Source organism: Paenibacillus sp. Marseille-Q9583 (genome assembly GCF_976954365.1).
This window is the reverse complement of the sequence record NZ_CDRJTB010000005.1, coordinates 134,649-149,800: the sequence shown is the minus strand read 5'-3', so window position 1 is coordinate 149,800 and position 15,152 is coordinate 134,649. Positions and strand designations below refer to the sequence as shown.

Genomic DNA, 15,152 nt, shown 5'->3' with positions numbered 1-15,152 from the left:
GCCTATCTAATTCCATTCGGAAAACTGGAAAACCTATTGAGAATGAATGGATGATAGCTTTAAAACCCGATTTGGGACAAGAAAACATTGATCGCATATTCTCATATTTCTGTGACATAATTGCCCATAATATTGAACATATACAATCTTCGGAAGTACCACGAGTAATGACTGAGAGCGCACTCGCACCAGAAAATTGGACTACAAAAGCCCTCTTGATTGATGAACTAAGAGGAGAAAGTGAGGATTTAGAACAAATAAAAATAGGTGAAGAAATAATTAATGTCTTGTGGGTAGTACCAATTACCCCCAAAGAATCGCGTATAATTTTACAAGAAGGCATAGATGCTTTTGATGCTTACATAGATAATCATCACTATTCCATAATTGATCCCACTCGTCCTGATTAATAAGAGCAGTTCAGTATCATTCGCACTAAAGCAACCATACTCCCACAGGTGGGTCCTTGGCTCGCGAACCACGTTGTAGAAATTCAAACCATGTCTACGGTGGTGCCAGAAAGTCCAAATGACACTGTGAAGCGCTTGCTCGGCTAGGGCATTATTTTCCTTGAACAGGGGTAATGGTTCTAGAGTATGACAGCGGAATTCTTGGATGAGAGTACAGGATTACTGATGTATAAGGTAGAAGACAACTGAAAGTAGAACAAAAGAGTGAATTTCTTCCAAAAGCGCCGCAAGGCGTTTTTCATTGTGCAGTTTGTCTTTGAAATCCGATATGATACTATAAGCTTAATGTGCCGAAAACGTATAAAAGAGAGGGATACATATATGACCAACAAACTATACTACAATTCTACATACCTTACTGATTGGGAAACCTGTATTACTGAAACCATAGAACGAGAAGATGGACTCTATGTTATTTTGGAGGAGACTGCTTTTTATCCGCATGGCGGTGGGCAACCTTGTGATTTAGGGACTATTGGGGATATCCCGGTACTTGATGTAATCAGTGAGGAAGAACTTGTCCTGCATAAGCTGGAACGTCTGCCGGATGATTTATCCGTCACTTGTCAAATCGATTGGAAGAGAAGATTTGATCATATGCAGCAGCATAGTGGACAACACTTGCTCTCAGCCATCTGTCTCAATTTGTTCCAGTTTATGACTCTAAGCTTTCATTTGGGTGAGGATTATTGCACCATTGATATAGAAGTGCCAGAACTGTCGCCTAAAAAACTTCATTCCATAGAGTGGGAGGTTAATCGGCAGATTTACCAGAACCATAGTATCCTGAGCTATTTTGTAACAGGGGAAGAGGCTTCACAGCTTAAATTGGTCAAACAACCAAAAGTGACGGAGAACATCCGGATTGTAGAAATTAAAGATATAGAATATAACGCTTGCGGTGGTACGCATGTATCTTCAACAGGTGAGATTGGTATAATTAAGCTTCTGAAAGCGGAGAAACAAAAAGGCAATACGCGGATCTATTTTAAATGTGGATCCCGTGCATTGGAGGAATTTATTAGTAGTCTGCAAATTGTTGGAGCTCTATCTTCCAAGTTCAATACGGGAAAAGATGAAATTATCGATCGTATTGAAAAATGGGAGAATGAACAAAAACAGCTGCAAGCTGAAATTACCCTTCTTAAAGAGAAGAATGATGATTATGTCGTGCAGGAGCTTTTAGCACAGCAAGAAGGAAAGCTGATCGCAAAAGTGTTCGAGGATAAATCGCTGAAAGATTTACAAAGTTTAGCTAACAAGCTTATAGCGAAATGTGATGTTCCGGTTTTATTGGCTAGTTCTGCTGAGAATAAGGTTGTATTTGCACAGAATGGCAACGCGGAGATCTCCTGTGGAGCTTTTTTCAAAGAGCATCTTAGTACCTACAATGGAAAAGGCGGAGGCAGTGATAAACTAGCGCAAGCAGGATTCCCGACATGGGGAGACGCTTCGGCGTTTTATGAGTTTGCTAGAAGTTAAGATTACTTTATAAAAGACAGAAGACCTGACTGCGGTAGTCTACCGTGGATCAGGTCTTTTTTATTACGCAAAACGGAAATAAGAAACTTTTTCCAAATCCTGTCGTCTAATTACATATGACTATAGAGTCAAGGGAGACGAAAAGAAATGAATTATTGGAAGGTAACGCTAGGAATCTTGACTGTTTTGATTTTAAGTACGGGGTATGGATCGGTATCAGCTCAAGCAGAAAACCAAATTCAATTCAACTATAAAGAAATCGGAATCAGCAGTAAACAGGTGATCACGGAGAATACAACTTTTGTACCCCTGAAATCACTCGCAGATGCTATGGGGTATACATTATCTTGGGATCAACCGTCCAAAACGGCCAAACTGGTTCGTCCTGAGCGTGAGGTTGTCTTCACGGCTGGTACTGTAAAGTCAAAAGTGAATGAGGCAGTGGTGACCTTAACAAAGTCCCCGCGTATTATAAAAGGCTCGGTGTACGTTCCATTGGTCTCAGCGGTCAGTGTACTTGGAAGTAAAGCGGGGCTTAATAAAACGGATGGGGTTATCCAAATTATAGATGAAGCTAGATTGGTTTCTGCTTCTGTAGATGGAAGATCCTATTGGATATCTCAAAAAAACGGCGATTTGTATTACCGTGCAACGGAAACTGGGAAACCAGTAATTATTGGTCGACTACCTTTTAAGGAATCTGCGTACAACTACGCTTTTGAAATTGAAAAAATGGGCAATGGTACGGACTTACTCCAGTTAACGGACAATCATTATGCCATGTTCACCGATTTCAATAGCAGTTATCAGGTATTGGTCAAAGCGGGCACTATTCTCAAGCAAATGGACTATCATTACAATAACTCGGCTTATATCCATGCACCACAAGTGCTTTCCACTCAGGTGTATATGACCGATGGGAAGAACGTTCAATATATTACTAAGGATGGCGGTTTGGGCAAGTTATTTGAGATGGAAAAGTTAACGGGAGCAACCGGAGATTTCATAGTGGAGTATGCTGCGGAAGACGTTGTGCTCGTTCGTTTATTAGATACGACACACTTATATTTAGTTTATAGCAACACCGGTGAAATCATTAATCTTTATGAAAAACTAATTACTAGTGAGGATCGTAAGGAATGGGATAGAGTAAATGATGGCAGAGATCCATATGTATTGACCAGAATGTTAGTGTTGAAGAGTCGCAAAGGGAATGTAATGACATTCACTTATACTCCAATCCTTGAGGAAAAAGCAAAAACAGTGACATTTACTCTTCAATCCAAATAATTTTAATCACTTTTATGTAATAAGCAAAAAGAGAGCGATGTTTAAAATCGCTCTTTTTTGCATTTTGGATCATTTCATCATCATCGTATTTCCACCTTTAATCTGAACAGGTTGATCATTTACGGATACCCAGACATCTATAGCAGAGTTGTTCCGGATGATCGTTTTGTCAGCACTAATTTTCAGTGAATACAGAGCATTGACATAATCATAAACCTCAATATTGGTTGCATACCAAATATCCGAATGACCACCTGCTTGCTGGCAAAAGGACTCGATAAGCTCCCAATTGTTCTGCTCAGCGAATTCATAACTATGACCCCAAACATAACAGAGTCTCAGTTTCTGGGATGGCCCTTCCGTTGTAAATCGCTCCCATACGTAATGCAGATCTTCTATATGATGACATGTTGGATGCCACTCCATGAAATTCAAAGGCATATCAAACTGTTTGGTAGAATGGACAGTTCGGCTATATTCAATCCCAACAGACTGTAGAGGAGCAATGATTTCCTGAGAGTATGTACCGTAGGGATAGGACATGCCTCGTACCGGATAATCCACTAGTTTCTCCAGTCTCTTACGGTCTTCGAACAGCTCATCGATTACCATAGGTAAAGGTAGACGCTCTAGATGTGGATGGGTAACGGAATGGGCAGATACCTCATGATTTCTGAGCGAATGTTTAACATCAGCAGATGATAAGAATCCGGGTGCGTTTATCATAGCGCTATTTAAATGGAAAGTACCTTTAATCCCATATTGATCAAAAATCTCCGCCAAGCGAATATCGTATTTCTGCCCGTCATCATAGCTCATGGTGAGTGCCTTGGGCAATCCGCCCGGGAATAAGTTAAATTGAAGTTTCATGAATGTACACTCCTGTTCGTTTGGTCATTTCGAAAATTACCTCTTCCAATTATAAACATTAAACGTTATAATCGGTTTCCACGTCTAAACAATGAAAGTGTTTACGGAATGGAATACACTTATAAGGAGAGATGCTGCCTGCCTGACTTTCTCTATGTTGTAAAACTATTATATGTGAAAGACAGAAGAAACTCACTTTTATATTTTATAACTAACTTACTGAGTGCCCCAATCCTTTTTGCAGAATTATTCACAACGAAGTATGTGGTTGACCTCATTCAGAACTTCAATCCTAACGCCTACCAACATATCTTGTTATTAGTAAGTTTGCTTATCCTAATGTTATATCTCGCGGGCCTTATTAGTTCTCTTCGAGCCATTGCTATCACCAATTTAACATCCACCAGTATATATGAACTGGAACATAGTATTTTGGAAAAGACTTCTAAATTATCTACGGCACTTTTGGAGGACCCCGCTACAAAAACTAAAAGAGAAAAAGCAAAACGACTTTCTTTGATTGATCTGTTAGACCAATGGACGGGCGTAACAGTTCACTTAATAACATTAGTTGTGTTAATGGTTGTCTTATCTGTTTATGGCTTCTATACTCTGGCTTTGATTATTTTAGGGGTGCAGATTCTACAGCTTTATCTTATGAAGCGAATGTCACAGAAAGTAGAGTCCATTTCAGCGAATCAAACCTCCTCTGTGCGAATGATCAACTATTTAGTCGATTTGTTGATTAACAGAAATTCCATTCCGGAAGTAAGAATGTACAGAATGTCCTCCTATTTGTTTTCCTCAATGAAAGAGTGCTTTACGAATAACTTCAAACAAATGCACCGTAAGGTTATTTATTCTGAAACCCTCAACTTCTCCCAAAGCTTAATCATGATCTTATTAAATGGGACTACGATTGCCATTCTAGCGATTACGATCGGAAGTAGTAGACAGAGTGCTGGGCTTTTTGTGTTATTACTTCAGATATCCAGTCAATTATTCATCGTTATTCCTGCATTAACAAGAGTTTACGCTGACTTAGCGAAGAGTCGTTTGCGTTACGAGGCTTATACGTCTTATTTAGATTTGGAAGAGCAGGTGCTTAGAGATCAGGAGGTGAATTCGAATAGGAACACCGATCCGATGAAGGTCCAAGTTCATCAGCTGTTTTTTAGATATCCGACCAACGCTAAGAACACCCTGAGTAATATAAACATGACTATTCATCCAGGTGAACGAATTGCTTTTGTAGGTGAGAATGGCTCGGGTAAATCTACGCTTGTTAAGTTGATCTTAGGGTTGTATCCCGCAACAGCTGGAAGCATCCAGTGGTTTAAAGGTGAGAATGAAGTCTTAGCACATAACGTGACACAGGATACCAGAGTTGTTTTTCAAGATTTCATTAAGTTACAAAGACCAATTAGAGAAAATATTGCATTAGGAAATATGGCTACTATTCATGACGATTCAAGATTATTATCCGCAATGAGAACAGCAGAAGCTGATCATTATGGTGTTCGGTTGGATACTTTAGTAGGTCCTCAGTTTGGAGGGATAGATTTGTCTGGGGGACAATGGCAAAGACTAGCGATTGCTCGAGCCTATCTCAATGATGGCGCTCTTATGATTTTTGATGAGCCGACTGCTGCCTTGGATCCTTATGCGGAACAACAGGCGTTCGATACCTTTATGAAATTAGGAGAGCAGCGGACCTCCATTATTGTGACTCACCGGCTGTATATGTCCAAATTCGTCGATAGAATTTTTCTGTTTGAGCATGGAGAAATCGTGGAAAGTGGAACGCATGAAGAATTAATGAGGGTGGATGGTAAATACAAAAAGATGTTTAATCGCCAGTCCACTTTATATGTATAAGAAAGGAGAAATCCATGCTGAAGTCTGACATCACTAATCTTGTAATGATACTCGTGAGAATGGTTAGAAAAAGTCCGTTGATCTCAACAATTACTATCATAGTCCCTATAATCAGTGGATTATTAACTTTCTATTCTTACGCTGTCCAAGTGAATATCATTAACGGTGTGGCTCACGGTATTATGACCCTGCTCCCTATTCTATGGTTTGTTGTGATTCATGGCGTACAAGCTTGTTCATTAAGCATAACCAACATGATGAAGAATCGTATGAATGCGGAACTAACCCTCGCTTTTCAATTTGAACTGATAGATATTGCAAACCGGGTTGATTTTGAGGATTTGGATGATGAAGAGTTTGGAAATAAACTGCAAAGAGCTAAAAAGGTAGTTGGAGAAGATTTAGAGGGGATTACAGGTTTTTTGATATCGAGTGTAGGAATTATCTCAGGACTAATAAGCATCATCTGGTTGTCGGCGACAAGTGGTTATTTCTTGGTCACATTCATAGTAACACTAATGATCGTGACTACCTTATCCATTCGATTATTTACGGAAATTAAAGTGAGAAGAACAGGAAGAGAGCTCACCTTTGATGGAAGAATGGGAGAGTATCTTGCTAACACTTTGGAAGACCCAAATGCGATTCGAGAAATGCGGATTTATAATTCCATCTCTTATTTTACAAATCTCTGGGCAATGATTATGAAGAAGCAGCATAATAAAAGATTTAGCGCCAGAAAATTCGAGATCAAAACAGGGATGGTCGTGGCTATGGTCCAGACGAGTGCTATCTTTGTAATTCTAGTGTACCTGTTAAACAAAATGGGGGAGTCTAATACAGTTACAATTGGAACAATTTCGGTGTTATTTCTGGCGCTGTTATCGAGTGGTGGTAAAATTATGAGTTTGACCTGGCCATTAAGCAAGCTTTACATCAGCAGTAGCAAATTATATGACTTAAATGAAGTACTTACATATAAGAACAGGGATTTTCGCAAAAATAACATCAATAATTCGACTGATGCTATGCTCCCAATTACCGTTTCAAATGTCTATTTTAAATACGCCAAATCGAACAAGAATGTCTTATCTAACATCAATATGACCATAAAGCCGGGTGAGAAAATAGCCATCGTCGGGGAAAATGGAGCAGGAAAATCTACGTTGATTAAAATGTTATTAGGTCAATATAGACCAAGCTCCGGAACGATTTGCTGGAAGGGTCATTTAGAACCTCACGGTAAGGTGTCCGTCGTATTCCAGAATGCTGTAAAGTTTGAACTGACACTAAGAGAAAATATCCTATTGGGCGATGCGAGTACACCTTCAGATGATGCTAAAATACTAAGGGTTCTAGAACAATGTGAGCTGATAGATTTGCTCCATGAATTAGGTGGATTAGATGTGAATTTGGGGCAAATAGTAGAAGGAAGCAGGCAGCTATCAGGGGGACAATGGCAAAAGCTGGCGATTGCGCGCGCGTTATACAATGATGCGGAGCTAATAGTATTCGATGAACCTACTTCTGCGATTGACCCGAATGCCGAGATGGAGATCTATACGAAATTATTAGAAATCTGCCAAGATAAAGCAGCTATTTTTATTTCTCATCGCTTGGGTTGGGCGAAGAATGTTGATACGATCTATGTTATGTATCATGGAGAAATTGCTGAAGTAGGAGACCATCAAGACTTAGTACATCAGAATGGGATTTATGCAAACATGTACGCTTTACAATCCTCTTGGTATAAGTAGCTTATTCGCAACGATATTCTTTAAGGACTATTTGCTTCATCACCTACCTCAATCTAAGCTTCGCGTTCAAAAATCTAAAGCTGACGTTGCATAAATGTATATGTTCAGCTGTATGATATAATTGTTGAAAAAAAGGCATGGGGAGAACAATATGACTACAATCATTGATAAAATCGCCTGGATTCATATCGAGAATGGACAAGTCTTATGTGCACGTTCCAAAGGGAAAGATATGTATTATTTACCTGGAGGAAAAAGAGAAGCCGGAGAAACAGACGAAGAGACGCTCGTGCGCGAAATCGAGGAAGAAATTTCTGTTCAGATCAAGACAGAGACTGTCTCTTATTTTGGAACGTTTGAGGCAGAAGCTCATGGGAAAGCAGAGGGTGTTACAGTCAAAATGACCTGTTATATTGCGGATTATGAAGGGACATTAACGCCAGCGTCCGAAATCGAGGAATTATCTTGGTTAAGCTATAAGGATCGGGATCGCGTGTCTGTTGTTACCCAAATTATTTTTGATCAATTACGCGAGAAGAATTTGCTCTCTTAAATCAACCATATACAGTATTTGAAGTCCGTTTTAAGCTAGTAAGTTGGCTTGAGACGGTCTTTTTATTTCTACGAGTAACGCTCGTTCGTTGGATCATAGCAACGATTCTTCTCATTAAGGACAGATGTCCTTTTTTAAACCCATGAATTGCTTTTTAATATGTAAGAGATCGAAGTTGAGGAGAGAGAGAAATGAGAGGAATTATATTTGCATTTTTAGCGGGGGCTTGTATCACTCTGCAAGGAGTATCTAATGCTCGAATTAGTCAAGATATTGGGACTTGGCAAGCTGCGACAATTACACAGTTAACAGGATTTATCATGTCCTTCCTAATTCTTTTGTTCGTTAGAGATGGAAAATGGGGAGGATTAAAGCAAGTAAAACCCTTATACCTGATCGGCGGTGCTTTTGCAGCTATAATTATTTTCAGTGAAGTCACTGCCATTCAACAGATTGGCGTTACTTTTACTATATCGACCTTGCTCATTGCACAGCTATGCTTGACCTTTTTAATTGATATTAAAGGCTGGTTTGGGATGGAAAAACGACAAATGAGACTCCCACAGTTCATTGGAATAGGGTTGATGATTGCTGGAGTAGTGATTTTGAAATTCTGAGAATACAATCAACAACTGAAGGAGTTGCGTTATGATTTTAGGGTTAATATTGGCGCTTGTCGCAGGTTCATTCGTTAGTTTACAAAATATTTTTAATACGAAGGTTAATCAAAAGGTTGGATCTTGGGCCACAACGACATTAGTATTAGGGTTGGGTTTTCTGACTTCCTTTATTATGAGTCTTATCTTTGAAGGCGGCCGGATATTTACTTTGCGAAATATGGAGCCATGGTACTGGATCAGCGGATTGATCGGGGTGGGTGTAGTGATCTGTCTCGTGCAAGGAACCAAACGTCTTGGACCAACCTATGCGATCTCGATCGTATTAATCTCTCAGCTTGGGTTTGCTTTATTGTGGGATTCCCTCGGCTGGTTAGGGCTTGAGAAGGTTCCTTTTACCTGGAAGCAGTTGGTTGGAGTACTCGTGATTGTTGGCGGTATTCTAGTGTTTAAGATAGGTGGTGCACGGGAGACACAGAAGTCGGCTTAATTTATCCTCAGACTCATGTTTGTCAAAATAGAAGTGATGGCAGTCACACGAGGATGGAAGAAAATCAAATTATACTTTGGGAAAGTAATAGCTCGATTATAAATAAGGAGTAGATCATCCTATGTTCATACAATTGAACTCCCAAACTATTAAAAAGTTAGAAAAAAGCCTTGGTGAACGACCAGGATATTTTAAATTATTCTTCGATACAGAGGGCTGTGGTTGTAATGGCGTGATCGTAATTCAGGTCATTAGTGAACCTCATGCTACAGATATTGAAGTTCAGAAAGAGCCTTTTACTTTTTTTGTTGACCGGCAACAGGAGTCTTTATTTGATGAACAGATGCGACTTGAAGCAGATGAGAATTACCCGTCATTCCGATTAACTAGTGATTCGAGTCTGTTAGGAAGTAATATTCGTGTAAAAGATATTCGTTAGGCAGGTTGGAGCAGTTGAATGCAGAGTGTGTAGAATGGCTGATGAAGCGATTTTACACACTTTTTTTATTTTTTTTCGAGCATTAATATTGTCTGCTATGTCACGACGTGATATAGTCACGTTAAGACATATTTAAATGCGACGTATAAATAAAGGGAGCTGGGCATGTTGAACCCTGAGAAAGTATTAAAAAAATACGTACCCATGACTGAAACAGCATTCTATATTCTTTTATCCTTAGATGAACCACGTCATGGATATGGAATAGTGAAGCATGTGGAGAAAATCACGAAAGCACGTCTTTTGTTAGGTTCAGGTACAGTTTATGGCACGTTAACGAAGATGCAAAAAGATGGGATGATTACTGTTTTTGCTGATGAAGAGAGAAAAACAGTTTACGAAAGAACAGACATAGGGATGCTAATTCTTGCTACGGAGATTAATAGGCTTAAAGAGCTACATGAGAATGCTACAAAATATGGAGGTGACATAGGTGATTATCAAAATATTTAGACCCCTTTGGAGTTATGATGTTCAGAAAACTGAAGAATGGTTAGCTTCTATGGCCCAAAAAGGCTACGAATTTATCCGAATCAACCGTTTAACTAGATATTTTTACTTTCAGCAGGGCGAACCGAAAGCAGCAAACTATCGAATCGTATTCGATAAAGTTCCCAACCAATCCCTCTCTAAGGGTCTATTAAATTTCGGATGGACGAAGGTGTTACAGAGCGGCAAATGGGTTGTGACGATGAATCGGCTGCCTTTAGAACAGATTAGAGCTCTCCCTGATCGAGAGGGAATCGTAAAGCATAACAAGAAGATCATGTATATTTTTATGGGGATATTGATTTATTTAATGGTTGCATTACTCAATGTAATTTTAATAAGTACGATAGCATTGAGTGTTTCCAAGTCTGGTCATTTTAATGTCTTCAACGGACCTTATGGTTTTATTCCCGCTACTGCATTAGGGCTTAGCATTATCTTATGCATTTTCACCGTATATTCGCTGATCACATTAAACAAGACGAACCAAAGATTAACAGGGGAATTCATACAACCAAACAAGCAAAATGGTCAGGGGACATTCCTTCTGAAAGACAGGCTAAGTAAGAATGAAGAGAAGCGTTTGAAAAGTTCAGGTCAACTTGTTATGAAGTGGAAGATTGGATGGATGTATTCGCCGGATCGGCTTGAAGAGTGGCTAGAGGGAATGGAAGAAAAGGGATATAATCTGTACAGCGTTGGCAAAACAGGAACTGCCTTTTATTTTAAAAAAGGGAAGCCTCGTAAGATGTGTTATTGTGCGGACTTACAAAATACTGCTGATACCAATTACTTCAACATTCACACGGATTCTGGCTGGGTATGTCTATATCATTCGAGTTCATGGAGTCAGAAATGGGTTTTATGGGGCCAAGAATATGTACCAGGTGAAGCCAAGCCGCAAATATACAGCGATAAGTTAAATCAATTGAAACTAGCTAGACGTATAGCTTTAACGTATTCTGCTATGTTCTTACCCCTCACTATTTTATATATGTATATCATTGGTTTAAATGTAAGATTATCTTCTTATTCTAACCTGGATCGATTGCAGATCATAAATATGATCTTGTACGCCATATTAATTCTAATGTTTGGCTCATATGTTACTCGCACTTGGCTATATTACAACCGGCTTCGTAAACATCATCAATAATATCGTGGAGGTGTATGATGCAACAGAACATTTATGACAACCCTGAGTTTTTTCAAATGTATAAGAACTTAAGGGAGTCAAGAATTACATACAATGACTTTATTGAACAACCTGCAATAAGAGGGTTACTTCCAGACCTACAGGATTTAAATGTTCTCGATCTGGGTTGTGGTTTTGGTGAAATGGCAAACTATATGATTGATAACAATGCTTCACAGGTAACAGGTGTAGATATATCAGAGAAGATGTTAGCTATGGCAAGGAAACGTCCTGAGATCCGTTATATACAGGGCTCTATGGAAGAAATCGAATTTAACAGTAATGAATTTGATTTGGTAGTAAGTTCGTTAGCTTTTCATTATGTCGAGGATTATAAAGCACTCATTAGTAGGATTTCAGAATGGATTAAACCCAATGGTTACTTGGTATTCTCAACAGAGCATCCTGTTGTTTTATCAAATAAGATTCAAAGTGGATGGGTTAAAGATCCCGATCAAAATATCCTACATTGGCCCATTGATAATTATGGTGAAGAAGGCCTAAGAAATCAGTTTTGGGGAATCGATGGTGTCATAAAATACCATAGAAAACTTTCAACTTTACTTAATACTTTGATCCAAAATGGACTCACTATTGAAGAAATTGTTGAACCTGAATCCAACCTTGAGGGTCTTGAGAAGATGCCCAAATTAATAAATGAAAGAAGGAGACCTTCATTTTTATTAATTAAGGCTAGGAAAACAGTTATGCATGGACAGTAATCTTCAGTTATGAATGAACTTTACCAACCGATGAAGGACGATTACTTTATACTTATGTATACAGCATCTGCAAGGAAATTAAGGGGAGTGTTTGTATGCATGAAATACCTCATGAGGATTATTATAAAGTGAAGCCACTACTTCAAGGAGAGCATATCCATCCCGAAATTCTCTCTATAATTGAAGGCAATAATCCTGGTTGGATTTTTGTCGATGAACTTACAGCACCAAAGAATGCGTTAATATGGAGTCAGGGGATTGAAGGGTTTTATCTTATCGGTGATCACACCAATCAAGCCTTTATCCATGCACTGGACAGTTATGTAACAGATCATATTGTACCTAGAATGAAGGAACTCGGGATGGAACATTTCGAAGTTTCTGGTCAACATGATGAATGGAATCTGGAATTGATGTTTCCTTCTAGGAAGCTATATCCTTTTGAACAGATGGTGTTCAAGTTACTTCACAAGCCGCCTACGACGCAGACTAATGGGATTAGAACTATAAATCTTAAAATGCTGGATTGGGAGAACTCAGATCTAAAGAATATAGAATTTGTACATGAAAATATTGATTTATTCTGGTCATCAAAAGAAGACTTTGCCCAAAAAGGCTACGGATATGCTGCTGTTGAGGGATCTGAGGTTATGGGTGTGTGTTATTCTAGTTTTGTTACACAGGATACACACGCAATTGGAATTGAAACCCTTCCTAAATATCAGAAACAAGGAGTGGGGACACATTTAGCGACGCTAGTAGTTGAAGATGTGCTTGCCAATGGCTTTATTCCTTACTGGGATTGTTCTACTGATAATGAAGCTTCGGAAAAATCGGCACTACGGCTAGGGTTTCAACAGATACATCAATATAAGTGTGGTGCTTTTGCAATATAATCCTTTTAGAGACGTCTATTCCATGGAGTAGACGTTTTTATTATATTTACCGTGGAGTTGTAAATACTTTAATATGAATAGTAATTTGGTATAACTCTATAATTATGAGAGAATGATCATCGGAACGAATGGAACGATTGAATATATTATAAGGTTAGGATGATCATCCATGAAAATTTTTCTTGTCGAGGACGATAGAACGATAGCATCAGGGCTTGAATATTCATTACAGCAGGATCATTTTGAAACCCTTCTATGTTATGACGCCACCTCAGCCAAAGCGGTGTTATCTGAGCAGTTATTAGAGCTTACCTTATGCATCTTTGACCTCTCACTTCCGGATGGCAGCGGTTATGAATTGTGCAAGATTGTGAAAGCGCAAAGTGATATACCGGTAATTTTTTTAACGGCGATTGATGATGAGGTCAACGTGGTGATGGGACTCGATATGGGGGCAGATGATTACATAACCAAGCCTTTTCGGATTCGGGAGCTGCTATCGCGGATTAAATCCGTCTTAAGGAGATATAACAAGCAGGCTCAGACCCAATCCAATATCGAATTAGAGAATATACGGATTAATACGCTTGAAGGAAAAGTTTATAAGAACGGCGATGAAGTGCTATTGACCGCATTAGAATATCGATTATTACTGATCTTTGCTAACCATGTTGGTCAGGTTCTCTCAAGAAATCAATTGTTAGAACGGATTTGGGATGTGGCAGGTGAATTCGTGAACGACAATACATTATCGGTTTACATAAAAAGACTTAGAGAAAAGTTAGAAGATAACCCCCAAGAACCAACGCTGATCAAAACAGTTCGAGGGTTGGGTTACAAGGTTGGTGATTAGGATGCTTCGTAATAGAGAATTTAGATGGTTATTGTATACGATGTGCTTGATCAGTCTTGTGGCTACAGCGGTGGCGACATTTATTTCGTTAGAGGCGGTAGGGCTCACAGCTGGGATTTCAGCTTTGCTTATAGTTTGCAGTGTATTGTTTACCCGCTGGAGATATGGTGAAATTGAAAAGCTCTCAGGGTATCTACGTCAAATCAGTAGTGGGAATTATTCGCTCGATGTTCGTGATAATCAGGAAGGTGAGCTTAGTATCCTGAAGAATGACATTTATAAAGTGACGCTGATGTTATCCGAGCAGGGTGCGCAATTACAAGAGGATAAAATAAAGCTCACTAATGCGATCTCGGACATCTCCCATCAGCTCAAAACACCACTAACCTCCATGACCGTCATGGCAGATTTATTAAGCAACCCTGAACTGAACGTTGAGAAAAGAATAGAATTTACGCGGAAAATCAGCCTTCAGCTCGATCGAATTGGCTGGCTAGTCTCTTCATTATTAAAGTTCTCAAAGATCGATGCCGGAACCATTCAATTTAAAAAAGATCTTGTTCTGGTGAACAAGCTAGTTCAAAAATCTTTGGAGCCTATGTTAATTCCAATGGAAATTAAAGAACAACGGATCTTGATTGATGGAGAAGATAGCACCACATTTGTGGGCGATCTCAATTGGACAACTGAGGCGATCATTAATATTCTGAAAAACTGTGTAGAGCACACACCTGCTGGGGGAGAAATTTCGATTTCTTTTGCAGAAAATGCACTGTTTACGGAAATTATCATTACAGATAACGGCAAAGGAATCCCAAAGGCAGAGCTCCCCTATATCTTCAAAAGATTCTATAAAGGTAAGAATGCAAGCGAAGATAGTGTAGGGATTGGACTTGCCTTGGCACAAAGCATTATCACAGGACAAAACGGTACGATCGATGTAATGAGTGAAGTGGGAAAGGGTTCACAATTTCAGATCAAATTTTATAAACAAGTTATTTAGCATATGGCTTAGTGACTAGAATGTCACTTTAGAGTCACTGGATAGTCATTGTAGACAGATATACTGATCTCATCAACAAATGGAGGTC

Annotated in this window: 16 protein-coding genes and 1 pseudogene; 16 read left to right on the top strand and 1 reads right to left on the bottom strand. The window is 39.1% G+C overall.

Annotated elements, in window-relative coordinates; translation table 11 throughout:
* The 4 genes and pseudogenes from ACWNM1_RS04550 to ACWNM1_RS04535 all read left to right on the top strand — a co-directional run.
* On the top strand, positions 1 to 410 hold a 410-nt coding region (locus ACWNM1_RS04550; RefSeq protein ID WP_449600076.1), incomplete at its 5' end, for a suppressor of fused domain protein.
* A 54-nt stretch (positions 411 to 464) separates the two neighbouring features.
* Positions 465 to 557 (top strand): annotated as a pseudogene (locus ACWNM1_RS04545) (SDR family NAD(P)-dependent oxidoreductase); the annotation flags it as partial.
* Positions 558 to 791: 234 nt separating this feature from the next.
* Positions 792 to 1,952: an alanyl-tRNA editing protein gene (locus tag ACWNM1_RS04540; RefSeq protein ID WP_449600075.1), complete on the top strand. Its 1,161-nt coding sequence runs from the start codon at positions 792 to 794 to the stop codon at positions 1,950 to 1,952.
* Positions 1,953 to 2,099: 147 nt separating this feature from the next.
* A complete protein-coding gene (locus ACWNM1_RS04535; protein WP_449600074.1) occupies positions 2,100 to 3,242 on the top strand; it encodes a copper amine oxidase N-terminal domain-containing protein in 1,143 nt (380 codons plus the stop codon).
* A gap of 69 nt (positions 3,243 to 3,311) precedes the next feature.
* Here ACWNM1_RS04535 and ACWNM1_RS04530 read toward each other — a convergent pair whose 3' ends face one another.
* Complete coding sequence (locus ACWNM1_RS04530; RefSeq protein WP_449600073.1) at positions 3,312 to 4,112, bottom strand: polysaccharide deacetylase family protein; 801 nt, start codon at positions 4,110 to 4,112, stop codon at positions 3,312 to 3,314.
* Between the two features lie 432 nt (positions 4,113 to 4,544).
* Between ACWNM1_RS04530 and ACWNM1_RS04525 the strand changes: the two genes are divergently transcribed.
* From ACWNM1_RS04525 to ACWNM1_RS04470, 12 genes are all read left to right on the top strand, one after another.
* Positions 4,545 to 5,990: an ABC transporter ATP-binding protein gene (locus tag ACWNM1_RS04525; RefSeq protein ID WP_449600072.1), complete on the top strand. Its 1,446-nt coding sequence runs from the start codon at positions 4,545 to 4,547 to the stop codon at positions 5,988 to 5,990.
* Between the two features lie 14 nt (positions 5,991 to 6,004).
* On the top strand, positions 6,005 to 7,747 hold the full coding sequence (locus ACWNM1_RS04520) for an ABC transporter ATP-binding protein (RefSeq protein WP_449600071.1): 1,743 nt from the start codon (positions 6,005 to 6,007) through the stop codon (positions 7,745 to 7,747).
* A 151-nt stretch (positions 7,748 to 7,898) separates the two neighbouring features.
* On the top strand, positions 7,899 to 8,300 hold the full coding sequence (locus ACWNM1_RS04515; protein WP_449600070.1) for an NUDIX hydrolase: 402 nt from the start codon (positions 7,899 to 7,901) through the stop codon (positions 8,298 to 8,300).
* Between the two features lie 191 nt (positions 8,301 to 8,491).
* A complete protein-coding gene (locus ACWNM1_RS04510) occupies positions 8,492 to 8,917 on the top strand; it encodes a DMT family transporter (RefSeq protein ID WP_449600069.1) in 426 nt (141 codons plus the stop codon).
* A 31-nt stretch (positions 8,918 to 8,948) separates the two neighbouring features.
* Complete coding sequence (locus ACWNM1_RS04505) at positions 8,949 to 9,407, top strand: DMT family transporter (RefSeq protein ID WP_449600068.1); 459 nt, start codon at positions 8,949 to 8,951, stop codon at positions 9,405 to 9,407.
* 121 nt (positions 9,408 to 9,528) lie between these two features.
* The gene (locus ACWNM1_RS04500) at positions 9,529 to 9,846 is read left to right on the top strand and encodes an iron-sulfur cluster biosynthesis family protein (protein WP_449600067.1); all 318 of its coding nucleotides are present in this window, start codon (positions 9,529 to 9,531) and stop codon (positions 9,844 to 9,846) included.
* Positions 9,847 to 10,011: 165 nt separating this feature from the next.
* Positions 10,012 to 10,359: a PadR family transcriptional regulator gene (locus tag ACWNM1_RS04495; protein ID WP_449600066.1), complete on the top strand. Its 348-nt coding sequence runs from the start codon at positions 10,012 to 10,014 to the stop codon at positions 10,357 to 10,359.
* A complete protein-coding gene (locus ACWNM1_RS04490; protein ID WP_449600065.1) occupies positions 10,340 to 11,551 on the top strand; it encodes a DUF2812 domain-containing protein in 1,212 nt (403 codons plus the stop codon). Before ACWNM1_RS04495 ends, ACWNM1_RS04490 begins: the two co-directional genes overlap by 20 nt.
* 17 nt (positions 11,552 to 11,568) lie before the next feature.
* Positions 11,569 to 12,312: a class I SAM-dependent methyltransferase gene (locus tag ACWNM1_RS04485; protein WP_449600064.1), complete on the top strand. Its 744-nt coding sequence runs from the start codon at positions 11,569 to 11,571 to the stop codon at positions 12,310 to 12,312.
* A 95-nt stretch (positions 12,313 to 12,407) separates the two neighbouring features.
* On the top strand, positions 12,408 to 13,208 hold the full coding sequence (locus ACWNM1_RS04480; RefSeq protein WP_449600063.1) for a GNAT family N-acetyltransferase: 801 nt from the start codon (positions 12,408 to 12,410) through the stop codon (positions 13,206 to 13,208).
* 169 nt (positions 13,209 to 13,377) lie between these two features.
* Positions 13,378 to 14,061, top strand: a complete 684-nt coding sequence (locus ACWNM1_RS04475; RefSeq protein WP_449600062.1) for a response regulator transcription factor — start codon at positions 13,378 to 13,380, stop codon at positions 14,059 to 14,061.
* A 1-nt stretch (position 14,062) separates the two neighbouring features.
* Positions 14,063 to 15,064 carry a sensor histidine kinase gene (locus ACWNM1_RS04470; RefSeq protein ID WP_449600061.1) on the top strand — a complete coding sequence of 334 codons (1,002 nt, stop codon included), beginning with the start codon at positions 14,063 to 14,065 and terminating at the stop codon, positions 15,062 to 15,064.
* Positions 15,065 to 15,152 lie beyond the last annotated feature (88 nt).